A 15,164-nucleotide genomic window follows, 5' to 3' on the forward strand; every position below is an offset into this window, starting at 1 on the left:
CTTTTTGGCAAGATCGCAGCCTTTTTTCTTGGGGACTTTTTTTACAGCCCCTTTTTTTTATTTATCTTCTTTTTCCAAACGCTTTTCAAGGCGTTTCACAATAGTTTTCAGTGCTTTTATGCGGGCGTATTTTTTATCGTTGCCCTCAAGTATCGTCCATGGTGCTATATCTGTGGAGGTAAGTGTTATCATGCGGTCAACATATTTCTCATAGGTGTCCCACTTTTCACGGTTGCGCCAATCCTCATCGGTTATCTTCCAACGCTTTTCAGGTGTGTTTTCACGCTCGTTAAAACGGCGGAGCTGTTCGTCTTTATCTACATTCACCCAGAATTTTATTATCTCTGCGCCCCAATCATGAAGCTGGCTTTCAAACTCGTTTATCTCACGATAAGCCATGTTCACACGTTCTTCGGGGGTGAGCTTTTCGATAGGCTCGACCATTACTCTGCCATACCATGTGCGGTCAAAGATAGTAAAGTGACCATTCTTTTCAAGACGTGTCCAGAAACGCCATAGATAGTGCCTTGCAAGCTCTGACGGTTCGGGTGCAGCGATAGGGTGAACTTCATAGCCCCTTGGATCAAGGGCAGCCGCAATGCGCTTAATATTTCCGCCTTTTCCTGCTGCATCCCAGCCTTCATAGCACATTATAACAGGTATCTTCTTCTGATAGCAGAGATTTTGCAGCTTGAAAAGCTTGTCCTGATATTTTTTCAGCTTTTTCTCATATTCCGCTTCGTCAAGGGACTTGTTCATATCCACTTCTGCAAGAGCAGGCATTTCAATAGTTTTATATTCAGGATAATTGTATCCGCAGGTGTCGAACTGTGGTTCGGGAATATAATGTTCGCCCTTCTCCTTGGCGGAAACTGCAGTGCTTACTGCCTTTGTGACCGCTGTCAGCACTTCAAGCTCAGCAGAGGCACGTTCATTTGCCCCAACGCAAGTCCACGGAGCAAATGCCGTGTTTGTGCTTTCAAGCATTTTGTCATATCTGCGGAAAAACTTATCGTACTTTTCCATGTTCTTTATATCGTGGCTTTCCACTCGCCAGCTTGTAACAGAGGAGTCCTCCAGCTTTTCGATACGCTTTTTCTGCTCGTCTTCGGTAATGTGCAGGAAAATTTTCACGATAACATATCCGTCATCTGTAAGCTGCCTTTCAAAGGTGCAGATATCTTCAAGACGTGTGTCCCTTGTTTCCTTGTCTATCTCACCATACATAAAGGCGTTCACAGTGTCATGATACCAGCTTCGGTCAAGGATAAGAAACTCACCCTTCTTCGGCAGGCTTTGCCAATAACGCCACAGCCATGGCATACGTTTTTCCTGCTCATTCGGTGCACGAAATGACACCACCTTGTAAAAACGTGGGTCAAGAGAGCGTATGAGCTTTGCTATCATTGAGCCTTTTCCTGCGGCAGACCAGCCGTCAAATGTGATTATAACAGGCACTCCTGCGGTCTTTATTTTGTTTTCAAGCAGGGTGAGCTGTTCTCTCAGCCCTTTTAGATGTTCGGATATCTCTGATTTTTCTGTGTTTTTCTGTATGATCTTTTCAAGCATTGCTATCTCTCCTCTTTTCACTAAATTGTTATTATCACAACTTAATTTATTTGATTTATGTATATTATACACAATTTATCTTTAATTGTATATAGACATTTTTCATGAAAATGCTATCTCTTTTTTGTTAATACGGAGTTAATATTATTGGTTTATACTAATATGATATAAAATATCTCGCAAAGGACGGCAGTGATATGTCAAAAAAAGACGAAAAGGACATTAATATATCAAAGCTCGACAAAAGTCTGGAAGGTCAGGGTCTGTTAGAGGACGCTGATGACGCAGAGTATGAGCGCACGCTGGCTCAGCAAAGGCGTGAAGCTGAGGAGCGTGAAAGGCAGGTTTTAGAGCAGGCGGAAGCTGAAAGACGTGAGCGTGAACGTCAGGAAGAAAAGGAACGTGAACGCAGGCTTGCTCAGGAGCGTATCGAGCTTATGAAGCTCAAAAGCGGAGTTATTGACGAAAGCGAGTCTTCCATAAAGGAAGAGCATGACCAGATAAGAGAGCTTCACGGCTTTGAAAAGGTGCAGAATTTCTTTTATCACAACAAGGTATGGATAATCTTTACAATATTTATCATAGCGGTGGCGGCATTTATTTTTATTGACGCTGCAAGGCGTGAAAAGGCTGACCTGACAGTGCTTATGATCGCAAACAACGGCTTGGAAACACGTCAGGAGGAACTGGAGGAGTTCTTTGAAAAATACACGGACGATCTTGACGGCAATGGTTATGTCCATGTTGAGGTCATTATGATTCCGCTAAATTCTCACAGCGACGATTATCAGCAGCAGAACGTGAACAGCACTAAGTTCTTGGCACAGCTTCAGGGGGGCGAGTCTATACTTGTTATAACAGACTCAAACACTGACGAGGAGTTCAAGTCAATAATGACTCCTGAGTTGCCAAAGGAATTTCCGAACAACAAGTATGTTGATGATATGGGCATGAGCTGGAACATGGAGATCATGGCAAAGGAGCTTAACTTCGAGAATATGCCGAATGATATCCACCTTTCAATGAGAACGCCAGTTAAGACTTTGGGCGACTCAAAGGAAACTATGCAGGAGAATTATGATAAGGCGTTCAAAGTTTTCAAACGCATAGTTGACGATATGACTGAGAAAGCCATAGAGGCAGGAGATAAGGGTCTTACAACTGAGCCTGTCCACTATGATGACAGCAGTTTGGAAAGCTCCGATAGCACAGAAAGCTCAGAAAATAAGTAACGGATATTTGGCTGTAGGGGACGGCGTTCTCGACGTCCCGTATGATAAAGTAAAGAATAGCGGACAACCACTTTCCTGTGGCTGTCCGCTTTGTGTTTGTATCAGTATTGATAATCATAATTTGTGTTGTACTGATAATAGCCGTCTGTGTAGCCGTACGCCTGACTTGATTGAGTGTCGGAAGTGTTCAGGCTTGAACAGTTTTGATCTTCGGCATATTTGTAATCAGAGGTGACACCAAGATATTCTTCAAGGCAAAGACCGCTCTTTGTGACAGCTTCGGCTTTTTCCTTGCCGAGATAGCGGATATGCCACGGCTCATACACATATCCTGTTTTATCCTCTTTGCCCTCAGGGTAGCGGATAATAAAGCCGTACTCTGCACAGTGTTCAGCCAGCCAGTTTGCCTCAGGAGTGCCTGCAAAGCTGTCTTCGGTGGTGTTAACATCAAAGGTCAGACCAGTCTGATGTTCTGAATGTCCCGGACGGGAAGATACCTCGTCTGCGGCTTCTGTGCCACGTTCTGCAGCATAGGAGTTATAAAGAGATTCCTGATCCTGATATGAGCGATAGCTTGAATTTACAAAGAGTGTTATGCCGTCCTGAGCCGCTGCAGCTGCCATTTCGTCAAAGGCTTTTTGTGCCACTGTGCTCACACCCGGAGCGTAATCAGATGGCAGGGAGTAGGTCTTGTTCACGATAAGAATGCCGTCAACAAAGGTCATGCCGTTTGACTGCTCTATCTTATGCTTTGTTTCTTCTGCTTTGCTGTTGTCGGAGGTTTTCTTTTTGGTGGTGGTTTTTGCTTCCGCCTGCTTTGTGCTTTCGGTCTGTGATGATGAATCAGCAGCAGGCTTGTTGTCTGCCTTTCCACCACAGGCTTTCACTATCACAAAAATTATCACCAAAAGAATTGCTATGGCAATGATACGGTTTTTCATAACACGCCTGTGTTCTCTTGCACGCCTTTCGGCACGGCGTTTTTCCATTTCAATGCGCATTCTTTCGTATTCTTCATCACGATAAGCGCTGTATTCGTCAGGCTGGCTATTAGTGCCTTGGGATAAACTCTCGTTATTAGTCTGATTATTCATAAATATCCTCTTTTTTGTAATTTGTTTTTTACGTTTTGTGTTGCCTTTATTATATCACAATCGCATAAAATATTCAAGTCGGATATTGTCGGCTTATTTCATAACATAAACATAGCATTGATATAGCGGCATAGATTCGTATTCACCATTATCTGGGTCATTCCACATATGGTCTTTTCTTTCCTGAACTATATCATCATGGAAAAAGCAAACACCAAGATATGTGTAATCTTCCAAGCCGTTGATCAGATTGTCACCGTAAGAGAGACCGAAGCTTGCATTATTTTTTAACCAAGTAAAAAGCTCTGTGTATGCCTCGTCATAGTCTGAAACACAGCTGTTGTTTGCTGTGAATTGTCGTATTTTGCTGTTGTTAGGCAGACCGACCTCAGAGAGATGTTCGTATACGTTGCCAATGCCTTGGCAGTAGTCGTCCATTTGATACAGGCTCTTTTGCAGACATTCATCAAGCTGTCCGCTTGCACGGAGTGGTTTCAGACCATATTTCTCACGGAGAGGATTTACATAATCGAGCAGGTCAAGGGTCATCTGACTTGCACCATCAGGGGAGTAATATTCAGGCTCGACAGGCTCGTTCTGCTGAGTATCTTCTGTGTTTTCCTGGGGTATATCCTGCTGTATCTCAGGCTCTGTCACAGGCTCAGTCACTTTTTCTGTAGTGGTAGTGGTGGTGACTGCGGCGGCTTTTGACTCTGCTAATGCCGCCCCTTCTGCAATATCTGACGCAAGGGCAGCCTTGTCAGGCTCACGCTTTTTTGTGGTAGTAGTCATGACAGTGGTGACGGGAGGCAGAGTAGTTGTCACAGGTGTATTTGTGGTGACAGTGGCAGTAGATCGAGGTGTGCTTTTTTTCACAGCCGTGGTCTTATCACTATTGTTATTATAAGTATACACCCCGAAAACAGTTGCGGATACTAATGCCACAGCGATTATTGGTGTGGTTATTTTTGCTTTTAAAAACACTTTTTTGGGGGTAGCGAGAACTATTTCTTGCCTCTTGTTTATTTCGCTCATGCAGCCAAAGCAGAAAATGGAATCATCATGAAGAATTCTTCCGCAATTAGGACATTTTTTCATATTTTAGTTTTCTCCTGATCTTATTAAGCACATTGTACAGCTCTTCCGCAGTGCTATATCTGTCGTCTGGATTGATAGAAAGGCATTTCTTTATGACTTTCAGAATTTTCTTGTTTTCGCACATTTTGACCGACGGGTGTTCACCTGTCAAAAGAACGTTCAGAAGCACTGCCAGAGAATAGAGATCTGTTCTTGCGTCAGATTGCTGCATACCGAATTGTTCAGGTGCGGCAAAGCCTACAGTTCCTAAAGTCTGGGTGTCAGAGCATTGATTAGATTTATAAATTTTAGAAATATCAAAATCTATAATCTTGACATTATTGTCGTCACATATTATAATATTATCAGGCTTTATATCACGGTGAACGATGCCGCTGCTGTGAAGAGCATACAATCCCTGACATATGGAGCAGGTAATGTTCAGGGCATCGTGTTCTGCTAGTGTTTCACCGTTTGCATAATCCGTAAGAGTCATGCCGTCGCAGAATTCTTCATAGATAGTATACGCTTCAGTGCTTTCGGAGATCTCGTAGATACGGCAAAGATATGGATTATTTATCAATGCGAGCCTTTGATATACAGAAACGTCAGCAGGCTTATAGATAATGTGCCGCACCATTTTTACACCTGTGTCACTCTCTAAAATGACTTTTTCGTGCTTGCTGTTTTTAAATAGATAGTTTTTGCAGTCGAACATTTTGTCGATCTGTTCTGTTTCAAAATCATATAAGCTTTTTTGTGACATATTTCTCATCTCCAATGTAAAAATGTAAAAAATAAATTATTATAGGAAGGAACTGGTGACATGAAAAAAACAACACAGCTTATGGAGGAGCTAAATGGAAGCGATGATATCAACAGTTTTCTAAGCAACAATAAGGATTCTCTTGACAGACAGGATTTTGCACGTTATCTTTGTGAGCTTGTGAAAAAGAAAAAGATGACAAAGATAGAGGTCATAAGAATATCCCAGCTAAATCAAATATATGGATATCAGATATTTGCAGGAGCAAGACTTCCAAGCAAGGATAAGATAATCGCTATCGCACTTGCTATGAAGCTTGACGTTGATACCGTTCAGCGACTTCTGACCCTTGCGGGTGAAGCTCAGCTTTATCCTAAAAACACCCGTGATTGCATACTCATTGACGCAATAAACAAAGGCTATGATGTGGCAAAGCTCAACAAAGTGCTTTTTGAAAATGGTTCACAGTGCCTTAAATAACGATCGTTTCATAAAGCAGCTCCGGTTCTTCGGAGCTGTTTTTTTATTATCGTAACAAATATTATATCACATTTTGACAAGGTTTTCAAGAGTTGTCAGGACATAAAAACACACGCCGCAGAAAATTTCCGCGGCGTGTTTCTCACTATTTAACTCTTATGGAACGAGAGTTGTAGTTGTTGCCTTATCCTTTGCAGATGTAGTTGTTTCTGCTACAGAAGAATCGGTCTTTGCTGTTGTTGTGGTCGTAGTTGTTGCTTCGCTTGCTGCAGCCGATGAAGAATCGTCAGTTGCAGGCTTTGAAGCCGCACCAGCCTTAGTTGTTGTGTAACCCTCGGCTTCAATTACCTTTTTCTTGAAATCTGCTTCTTTGTTGTAGTAAGATGTTGAGAAGTAAGGCTCTTCAGTAAATGTTTCACCTGTTGCAACGATATTTGAGCAGTAGATCGAAGCATAGAATGAAACTGCCTTTTTCTCCTTATCTGTCTTTACAGTTATCTTGTAAAGATTGTAGAGTGCATTTGTGTTTTCCCAAGAATCATAATTCTTCTTGTTTGTGAATGCAACATAAGTGTCAACGTAATCAAAAGACTCGATAGATGTTACCTTGCCGTCAAAGTCAGCAGGATATGGAGCGTAATGACCCTTTATATCCTTTCTCATGTCTTCGATCTTGTCGTCGATAAGTGACTGATAGCTATCCATTGCAGCCTTGGCGTTGTCAGCTGTTACATATGCAGGGAATGTTTCGTCAACTGTTATTTCCTTAACATAAACAGTGTCACCCCAATCGTTTGTTTCAGTTTTGCCGGAAAGTGTGATACCGTTTCTTGCAAGTGAGGAATAAGGGCTGCAAGTTACCTTGAATGTGCCGCCGATGCCAATATAATCATCGCATGATACTGAGTAAGAAACATTGTCCTTAAGAGCAGCAGGGATAGACTCGCTCTTTACTGAGTAAGGCTTAACAAATGGAACACCGCCTGAGCATTCAAATTCAAGTCCCTCGAACGGGTCGATCTCCTGAGTTTTTTCAAGACCCTCAACAGTGAAATCCTTTGTTACCTTGCCGTCCTTAACGTCGGCTGTCTTGTATGTATAATACTTGTCGTCATATTCAAACCAAGTCATGTCACCGCTTTCTTCTGCGCCATAAACGTCTATGTTAGCTGTAACAGTGTACTTGTCGCCGTTTTTTAGATCTGACTTGTAGTCATAATCATAGTAGATAAATGGATATGCTGAGTCATATGAAACGTCAGCAGAGCCGTTGCCGTCAAAGCCTGAGAACTTGACCTCAACGCCCTTGAAGAAGTCGATCTCCTCACCATTTTTAAGATCCTTTACAGTTACCTCAAACTCAGTGTTCTTTAGCTTTATGTTCTTGTCCTTGAGAGAATCCTCGTTGTACTTTACGGTGCATTTTACCTTGTCACCGTTTTTAAGATTCTTGTTTGCTTTCTTATCAAAAGTGATCTTCAGCTTATACTCGCCATCGCTATTTGTTTTGAGAAGGGCATTTCTCATCTTCTTAGCTTCTGTAAAATCATCAGCTTTGTTAAATGCTTTTGTAAGAGTTTTCTTGTCAAGTGCAAAATACTTGCTTACCTTTGATGACTTGTCAGATGAGCTTGCATAGTCGGAAAGATCATCAAGATCGCCAAGGTCAAGATCTGTCTCGTCAGCAAGGTCGCCGAGAGCGCTTGTAGCGTCTGCCATTGAATAGTAGCTCTTGTCATAGCAGTTAAGCTCTGCCTCAACATAGCCACAGCCGTCAATGCCCTTAAATTCAAACTTGAAAAGATCCTTTGCGTCGATCACCTGATATTTAAGAATGTTGCACAGAATGATGATCGCAACGATAACAACGATAAGAGCTGCAGCAGCGATAAGTGTTATCTTCTTATGACCCTTTACCCATTCGCCAAGCTTAGCAAAAGGATTTGGCTTTGCAGCTGCAGGAGCTGCTGCCTGAGCGTAGTTGTTTGCTGGTTGTGCATACTGCTGGTCATACTGAGGAGCCTGCTGCTGTACAGGCTGAGTCTGCTGAACGGGTGCCTGAGCAGGTGCTGCCTGCTGTGTGGAAATGCCTGCTTCGGCTTCCATTTCGGCGACAGACGCACCGCAGCCGCCACAGAATTTTTCTTCTGGACCTATTGGCGCTCCGCACTTAGCACAAAACTTGATAGTGTTCATTTCATACCTCCATTGATACTTCTTTTCTAAATAGGATAAAATTTTTTATCCTATTCATACATTCTAAGTATAATATTAGCAGAAAGAAAAGTCAAGAAAAACTCGTTGAAACCGCCTTGTTCTGTATGATTTTTGTAGATTTGTACAATAACGCAAGAAAAAATCATACACTTTGATAACGTTTTAGACACAATTTTTCTACATTAAAAAACCGAATATAAATGAGGATACTGAGTGTGGTATATCTTCTCTGTCCATGAGCGTATGCTCTCGCACTCTGACAAAAATTCCTCAGAGCCCTTTTCCAATAGGGCTGGGAGCTTTGCCACTGCATAGGAGATATCATCGAGTGTGCAGGATTGTGCTATATATGATATTCTTACATAATATTTATTCCAGGCATTTTCGAGTTCTTCGAGCCGTTGGGCTGTGTCGCTGTCATCATTTCTGTAGCTGTTTTCAGCGGCGTTCACAAGGCTTATGAACTTATCGTTTTCTTTTTTTACCGCAAATACGGAGAACACTGACATGGCGGCTATGACAGTGAGGATAATAATGCAGGCGGTCAATCTTTTCATTGTGATTGCTCCTTTATACTTTTTTCTTGCCCTTGTCTTTTCTTATGGCAACTATCTGCCCTGAGGGGTCAGCGGTGCAGATGTAAACATCTTTCAGGGGCATACCCTTTTCTCCTAGCTTTTTCATGAGCCACTTTTCGTCCTTGCCGATAAGACCAAGGGCGGAGTATATTATCCTTCCGTTGTCGACAACGAGCTGTGGAGGGTCGGTCTGAGATCCTTTTATGCCCATTCCGCCATTGTTCACAGGTCTAAACTGTGCTTTCTGATAGACCGATATCTTGCCTGTTGTTTCCACCACCGCAAGCTGTACCTCGTTTATATCGAATATACCCATGCTTCTTAGGGACTCCAAAAGATCGTCTGCAGAAAAACGCAGGTCTTTGAGCTGTTTTTGATCTATGATCCCACGGGTTACGACTATTTTCGGAGAGCCGCATATGAGCTTTCTAAGCCCTCTGAATTTAAGCGAGCAGTGAGAGAGTATAACGTCAAGGCACACCAGCGTGAATATAGGCACTATGCCCATTGACATTGGTATAGTCATATCCTCGATAGGCAGGGTGGCGATGTTTGAAAGCAGAAGCGTTATAACAAGCTCCGAGGGCTGTAATTCGCCTATCTGCCTTTTGCCCATAAGGCGTATGCTTATGACAATGAGTATATAAAGTATTACGGCTCTGAAAAAAACTATCAGCATTTTGTTTTCCTCCAATATGGTCAAAGCTATTTTTTGCAGCTTTAATGCAGAATATTCTGATAACAGCCGCAGATAATAAATACAACAAAATTTCATGTAGGAGAAACAAAATGAATACACCCGATTTCAGAAACTACAAAAACGCTGAGATAGATAAGACCATTGACGCCGCCATGACTTCCCTTCGCACCATAACAGGCAATTCAATGGATCTTAACATAATGAATGTGAAGATATGCTCCGTAAGCTGTGCGTTGGTATCCATAGAGGGAATGATCTCAACGAGCGCAATGTCAGAGCTTATTTTCAGACCTATAATGGAGCTTTCTGCACAAAAGTCAAAGGGCAATGCAGAGCAGGTATTCGACTTCCTGACAAAAGAAAGCCTGCTTGCCGCCGAGAGAAAAACGGTCTTTAATTATGGTGACGTCATACAGTTTTTGTTTTCGGGCTTTGCGGTCATATTTGTGGAGGGGCTTTCAAAGGCTGTTGTTTACGGTATCCAAGGTTACGACAAGCGGTCGGTTTCTGAGCCTGCAAGCGAGCAGACTATAATGTGCGCACAGGATTCTTTTACGGAAACAATAAGAACTAATATTTCTCTTGTGCGCCGACGAATGAAAACACCATCGCTGAGGTTTGAGATGATGCAGATAGGAAAGCGTTCTTCCACCGACGTGTGCATGGTCTACATGAGCGACCGGGCAAGCTCAGACGCTGTGGACAGGCTGAGAAAACAGCTCAAAGGCATAAAGCTCGACACTGTTCTCACAAGCGGATATATCGAACCTTTTATCGACGAAGGCTTCGGTTCGTCAGTGTTTTCACAAATGGCTTATTCCGAAAGGCCTGATATGATATGCACAAGGCTAAATCAGGGCAGGATATGTGTTTTTGTGGACGGCACGCCATTTGTGCTTATTTGTCCTTCGCTTTTTGCGGAAAATTTTCAGACCATGGACGATTTTGCGGAAAAGCCTTTTTACGTCACCTTTATGCGGTGGCTGAAATATATTGCGTTCTTTCTAGCGGTGGCTTTTCCGGGTCTGTATGTTGCACTGGCGAGCTTTCACCCTGAGGTCTTCACATTGAAGCTTCTTCTGAATCTTGCAGTTTCAGAGGAGTCAACGCCTTATCCGTTGACAGTGGAGGTGCTTGTGCTAATGCTTCTATTTGAGATAATGAAAGAAGCAGGCTTGCGGCTTCCAAAGCCTGTGGGAAGCACTGTTTCTATAGTGGGCGGTCTTATCATAGGCGACGCTGCCGTAAAAAGCGGACTTGTGTCCGCCCCTCTGCTTATAGTGGTGGGGATAACCACAACATCATCGTTCGTTATACCGAGCCTTTATCAGCAGACGGCTATATTAAGGCTAGTGTATATCCTGGTGGGCGGTGGCTCGGGACTTTATGGCATTGCACTTTGCACTGTGCTTTTGATGATAAATATAAACTCCATGGACGACCTTGCAGTATCTTACACCGCGCCTGTTACGCCATTTTTCTCAAAGGGTATAAAGGACGTTATTTCAAGGCGGAGCTTTCGGTCATATGAGAAAACTCACAGCACCATTAAAGAATACAAGCTTGACGAAAAGGGGGGAAGCCAATGAAAAAGCTTACGCCAATGCAGTTTTTTGCAATGCTTATCTGTACAAGAGCCTTTTCAATGATGACATTTCTCCCTGAAAGCACCGCAAACGCTTTGGAGCTTATGCTTGGAACAGTGCTGTCTACAGTTTTTCAGATAGTTATGATATGCGGTATGGCGGCTTTCCACAAGCGTTTTCCTAATGATGACCCATGCACTCTTGTGGTGAGCCGTTCAAAGTGGGCAGGCAGGGGAGTTTGTACATTGTATCTTGCATATTTTCTTACAGTGTCATTTTATGTTATCGGCACCTTCACCTATTTTATGGATTATTATTTTTCTGATTATATACCACGGCTCATGATAGTTCTCAGCGTTGTCGCCTGCGGGATATATGTTGCAATGTCAGGCCTTGGGGTCATAGGAAAAACGGGAACAGTGCTTTTTGTACTTTTTCTCTTTGTGACATCTATCCTTGTTATAAGCTCTCTTGAAGATTTCACATTCGTTGATTTTCACCTTGCGGAAAGAAACGTTGGAAAAGGCATTTTTCATTCTGCTGTCAGCGAGCTTGCAAGAAGCTCTTATCTTGCAGTGATAGTTTTTCTTTTACCCTCAACAAAGGGCAATGCAGCAAAAACGTCTGTGTATTTTCTGCTCACAAGGCTTGCCCTTGTTGAAATAGTCTTAGGCTTTATCACAATGATACTTGGAGATTACACTCTTCTTGCAAAACTGCCATTCTTCGCACTTGCGGCATTTTCACGCACTGCCATAATAGAACGCTATGACGCCGCTGTTATGGGCGTGTGGGTAATGCTCTCGGTATATAAGCTGGGAGTATATTTCCATTGTTCAGGCAGATGCCTGAGATATGTTTTTCCTAAGCTCGGTTCTGGATCGGGCGTGATAATAACAGCGGCGATTCCTGCGGCGGCAACGCTCTTTTGGCTTTTGCCTCACAAGTGGGAGAGCATCGCATACGCAGGGCTCAGCCCTATCCCACTCATATTTCTCGGAGGCGTAATACCGCTTCTATGCCTGATATTTGTGAAAAAGGGGGCGAGATCTGATGAAAAAGCGTAAGATACAGGTAGTTGTTGTGCTTTTTATCGCAGCAGTGACGCTGTTGTTTTCTTCTTTCGGCAGGCAGGTGGATATTGAGGAACGTGTTCTTTGCCACGCCATGGGCGTTGACTATGAAAACGGGGAATACAATGTGTCATTGCAGGTCTTTAAGACCCAGAGTATGGGTTCTGACACTCCTCTCGATGTGAGCCAGTCCAATATACAGACTGTCAATTGCAAAGGCAGGAGTATCCGAGATGCCATTGAGGGCTGTCAGTATCAGATAGGCAGGGAGATCTTTTTTGGCCATCTTCAAATAATATGCTTTAATAAAAATATAGATCTTTCCTCTCCGGAGGATCTGTTCTCTTTTGCTATAAAGGACAAAAATGTTTTTCTTGGAGTGGAGCTTTGCTTGGCGGAAAATACCGCAGAGGAGCTTATGAACGTTCAGCTAACAAGGGGAACGATGTCCTCAGAAAACTTCACACAGGTCATAAAAATGGGTGTGAAAAACGGCATAACGGTGGAGTGCCGCCTTATCGATCTGCTTTCCTGCATAAGATCACCGCAGTATATCGCTATGCCAGTTATCTCTATCAAACAACCGCTGGGAGATTTTGCGGAGAGCCATGAGGAAAAGTCAGCGGAACAGCAGGAGCCGCTTTTGGAAATAAAAAAGACCGCCCTTATACGAAAAGGTACGGTGCTTGATGGCTATCTTTCCCACGCTGACGCATCAGGCTGTTTGTGGCTCACGGGAAAGGCAGAGCAGTATTATGATATGATCGAATATAATGGAAGCCCCATGGACGTTAGGATAACCTCTGACAGCCACAGCCTGAAGCTTGATAACGAGAACGGCAGGCTCGTATGCAGATTGAAACTCACTGTTCTTGCACACACTTCTCTTGATATCCGTGACGAGAAAAGCTCAGACAAGGTGGCGGCACTTGTGAAACAGCGCCTTGAAGAAAATATCACAGGGGTGTGGAACAAAGCCATGTATGAGAACAGGACGGATATTTTTGATGTGTGGCGGCTTTTCCGTCACAAATATCCGCAAAGCTATCTGAAGTATGCCGACCGCCTTGATGAAGTGCTAGGCTCGGTGGAGCTTGAAACGGATATCACCTGTCGGGTGTCATAAGACAGAGCATATCCTCGGGAAGCGGTGCAGCAACAGTCACTATCCTGCCGTTTTCGGGGCTTTGAAAAGTCATTTTCTCGCAGTGGAGAGCCTGACGGCTTATAAGAGGGCTTGCCTCGCCATAAAGGTCATCACCCAGGAGAGGATAGCCCATAAAAGCCGAGTGTACTCTTATTTGGTGCGTTCTGCCGGTTTCAAGAAAGAAGTCCACAAGAGAAAGATCTCCCAGCCTTTTGCGTACAAGATAATCCGTTGCGGAATATTGTCCGTCAGCCCTCACACAGCGTTTTATTATAGTTTCCTGCTCCCTTGCGATAGGCGCACAGATACGCCCGCCGCAGTGGGGCAGGTCTTTTATTATTCCAACATAGGTCTTTTCAAAGCTTTTTTGGAGCATTGCGGCGCTTCGCTGACTTTTCGCCACAAGCACACAGCCGCTCGTGTTGCGGTCAAGGCGGTTGACAGGTCTAAAAGCGAGGCTTGGATAAAGTGCGGCAAAAAGATTTCCCAGCGTATCGTCACGATGTTTTATTGACGGGTGGCAGGGCATAAAAGGCGGCTTTGAGAACACCACCACCTCGCTGTCCTCATAGAGGATATCAGCTTTCAGGTCAGGATTAGGGTCAAGAGCTTCACCGTCACCCTCGTTTATCATGATGATGTCATTTTCATATACAAGGTCAACAGTGCGGATAAGGACGCCCTTTCTTGTCATGCCGTTTTCAGTGCGTTTGAGCCTTGTTATGAGCCTTTTTGAAAAGCCCCTTGAACGCAGTACACATTCAAGGGCTTTTTCATTTTCTTCTTTTGTTATTGTCACAGTCATTTGCTGTATTTCCTCCAGCGCTTTATCATTGACGGCATTTTGTCCTGCCAGTAGCTTCCCATTATATCCTGCAAAAACACTATATAGCTTAGTCTGAAATATGGATAGATGATAAAAACAGGATATACTAACAGAAGTGCGGGGATATACATAACAAAGCTCAGCAGGAACGAGATATATCTGCCATGCTGACCGTCCATGAGCCTTACAGAAAGATCGCAGGCGTCAAAAATGTTGGTGCGTGGGTTTAGAGTCATTATATATGGCGCAAGGGCAAGGGATATCCAGTAATGCACCATAAGTCCGAAAAACACAACAGACAGACCGAGTGAGAACATGAAACAAAGAAGACCTGCGGAGGTAAGCTCGCTGAGCTTGCATACCCAGCCCCAATAATACACGCTGTAGGATGAGATAGCGAAAGGTACTGCGGAAAATAATTTCAGTGAATTAATTATAATGGAAGAAAACATGGTGTGGGAATAATATACATAAGAATGTGAGTTTATATACTGCCTCGATCCCACATAGCTGTCTGCTCTTGCAATATCAACAAAAAATCTGCGGACAGTCCACATTTCAAAAGATGCAAAAGGTATAATGACAATGAGGTCAAGAAACCAGAATAGCCTTACGGAAACATGATCTTTTATTCCCTGCCACGAGAAAAAGTACTCCCAGCCGATGCGTTTGAAAAGCATAAAAAGGGCAAGCTCGCACAGACCAAGAAATACAAATACCGCAAACAAAAATGCCGTGAGCGATACGCAGTTTCCCATGTTCTGGCTTATATTTTTTCTTGCCGATAGTTTTATCTCTTTGTTTGTCAAGCCTTTTCCC

Annotated in this window: 14 protein-coding genes; 5 read left to right on the plus strand and 9 right to left on the minus strand. The window is 43.4% G+C overall.

Features of this window, described 5'->3' with window-relative positions; translation table 11 throughout:
* Nucleotides 1–57: 57 nt before the first annotated feature.
* On the minus strand, nucleotides 58–1,569 hold the full coding sequence (pap, locus tag WS40_RS06050) for a polyphosphate:AMP phosphotransferase (RefSeq protein WP_325208452.1): 1,512 nt from the start codon (nucleotides 1,567–1,569) through the stop codon (nucleotides 58–60).
* Nucleotides 1,570–1,766: 197 nt separating this feature from the next.
* Here pap and WS40_RS06055 point away from each other — a divergent pair, with 197 nt between their 5' ends.
* Complete coding sequence (locus WS40_RS06055) at nucleotides 1,767–2,801, plus strand: hypothetical protein (protein ID WP_046441038.1); 1,035 nt, start codon at nucleotides 1,767–1,769, stop codon at nucleotides 2,799–2,801.
* Nucleotides 2,802–2,902: 101 nt separating this feature from the next.
* Here WS40_RS06055 and WS40_RS06060 read toward each other — a convergent pair whose 3' ends face one another.
* The 3 genes from WS40_RS06060 to WS40_RS06070 all read right to left on the minus strand — a co-directional run bounded on the left by WS40_RS06060 (nucleotide 2,903) and on the right by WS40_RS06070 (nucleotide 5,738).
* Nucleotides 2,903–3,895: a M15 family metallopeptidase gene (locus WS40_RS06060; RefSeq protein WP_325208453.1), complete on the minus strand. Its 993-nt coding sequence runs from the start codon at nucleotides 3,893–3,895 to the stop codon at nucleotides 2,903–2,905.
* Nucleotides 3,896–3,988: 93 nt separating this feature from the next.
* Complete coding sequence (locus WS40_RS06065) at nucleotides 3,989–4,993, minus strand: hypothetical protein (protein WP_046441040.1); 1,005 nt, start codon at nucleotides 4,991–4,993, stop codon at nucleotides 3,989–3,991.
* Nucleotides 4,977–5,738: a serine/threonine-protein kinase gene (locus WS40_RS06070; RefSeq protein WP_325208454.1), complete on the minus strand. Its 762-nt coding sequence runs from the start codon at nucleotides 5,736–5,738 to the stop codon at nucleotides 4,977–4,979. The genes WS40_RS06065 and WS40_RS06070 overlap by 17 nt, the downstream gene beginning before the upstream one ends.
* Nucleotides 5,739–5,798: 60 nt before the next feature.
* On the opposite strand from WS40_RS06070, the gene WS40_RS06075 reads away from it, so the two are divergent.
* Nucleotides 5,799–6,218, plus strand: coding sequence for a hypothetical protein (locus tag WS40_RS06075; protein WP_022288517.1), 420 nt, complete (start codon nucleotides 5,799–5,801; stop codon nucleotides 6,216–6,218).
* Between the two features lie 156 nt (nucleotides 6,219–6,374).
* Here the strand turns inward: WS40_RS06075 and WS40_RS06080 are convergent, their stop codons facing one another.
* The 3 genes from WS40_RS06080 to WS40_RS06090 form a co-directional block, all read right to left on the minus strand.
* Complete coding sequence (locus WS40_RS06080) at nucleotides 6,375–8,414, minus strand: zinc ribbon domain-containing protein (protein WP_325208455.1); 2,040 nt, start codon at nucleotides 8,412–8,414, stop codon at nucleotides 6,375–6,377.
* A gap of 203 nt (nucleotides 8,415–8,617) precedes the next feature.
* Nucleotides 8,618–8,992 carry a DUF4363 family protein gene (locus tag WS40_RS06085; protein ID WP_022288515.1) on the minus strand — a complete coding sequence of 125 codons (375 nt, stop codon included), beginning with the start codon at nucleotides 8,990–8,992 and terminating at the stop codon, nucleotides 8,618–8,620.
* A gap of 13 nt (nucleotides 8,993–9,005) precedes the next feature.
* Nucleotides 9,006–9,692 (minus strand): DUF421 domain-containing protein, encoded by a 687-nt coding sequence (locus WS40_RS06090; RefSeq protein ID WP_022288514.1) that lies wholly within the window; start codon nucleotides 9,690–9,692, stop codon nucleotides 9,006–9,008.
* Nucleotides 9,693–9,802: 110 nt separating this feature from the next.
* Here WS40_RS06090 and WS40_RS06095 point away from each other — a divergent pair, with 110 nt between their 5' ends.
* The 3 genes from WS40_RS06095 to WS40_RS06105 are packed head-to-tail and all read left to right on the plus strand — an operon-like array spanning nucleotide 9,803 to nucleotide 13,498.
* Nucleotides 9,803–11,302, plus strand: a complete 1,500-nt coding sequence (locus WS40_RS06095; protein WP_022288513.1) for a spore germination protein — start codon at nucleotides 9,803–9,805, stop codon at nucleotides 11,300–11,302.
* Nucleotides 11,299–12,366 (plus strand): GerAB/ArcD/ProY family transporter, encoded by a 1,068-nt coding sequence (locus tag WS40_RS06100; protein ID WP_046441043.1) that lies wholly within the window; start codon nucleotides 11,299–11,301, stop codon nucleotides 12,364–12,366. The genes WS40_RS06095 and WS40_RS06100 overlap by 4 nt, the downstream gene beginning before the upstream one ends.
* A complete protein-coding gene (locus WS40_RS06105) occupies nucleotides 12,353–13,498 on the plus strand; it encodes a Ger(x)C family spore germination protein (protein ID WP_046441045.1) in 1,146 nt (381 codons plus the stop codon). Before WS40_RS06100 ends, WS40_RS06105 begins: the two co-directional genes overlap by 14 nt.
* On the opposite strand, the gene WS40_RS06110 is transcribed toward WS40_RS06105, so the two are convergent.
* Together WS40_RS06110 and WS40_RS06115 are read right to left on the minus strand one after the other, a co-directional pair.
* Complete coding sequence (locus WS40_RS06110; RefSeq protein WP_278460276.1) at nucleotides 13,479–14,324, minus strand: RluA family pseudouridine synthase; 846 nt, start codon at nucleotides 14,322–14,324, stop codon at nucleotides 13,479–13,481. The genes WS40_RS06105 and WS40_RS06110 overlap by 20 nt on opposite strands.
* Nucleotides 14,321–15,154 carry a hypothetical protein gene (locus tag WS40_RS06115; protein ID WP_278340167.1) on the minus strand — a complete coding sequence of 278 codons (834 nt, stop codon included), beginning with the start codon at nucleotides 15,152–15,154 and terminating at the stop codon, nucleotides 14,321–14,323. Before WS40_RS06115 ends, WS40_RS06110 begins: the two co-directional genes overlap by 4 nt.
* Nucleotides 15,155–15,164: the final 10 nt, after the last annotated feature.

The sequence above is a fragment of the Ruminococcus sp. N15.MGS-57 genome, from assembly GCF_000980385.1.
GTDB classification, from domain to species: domain Bacteria; phylum Bacillota; class Clostridia; order Oscillospirales; family Ruminococcaceae; genus Hominimerdicola; species Hominimerdicola aceti.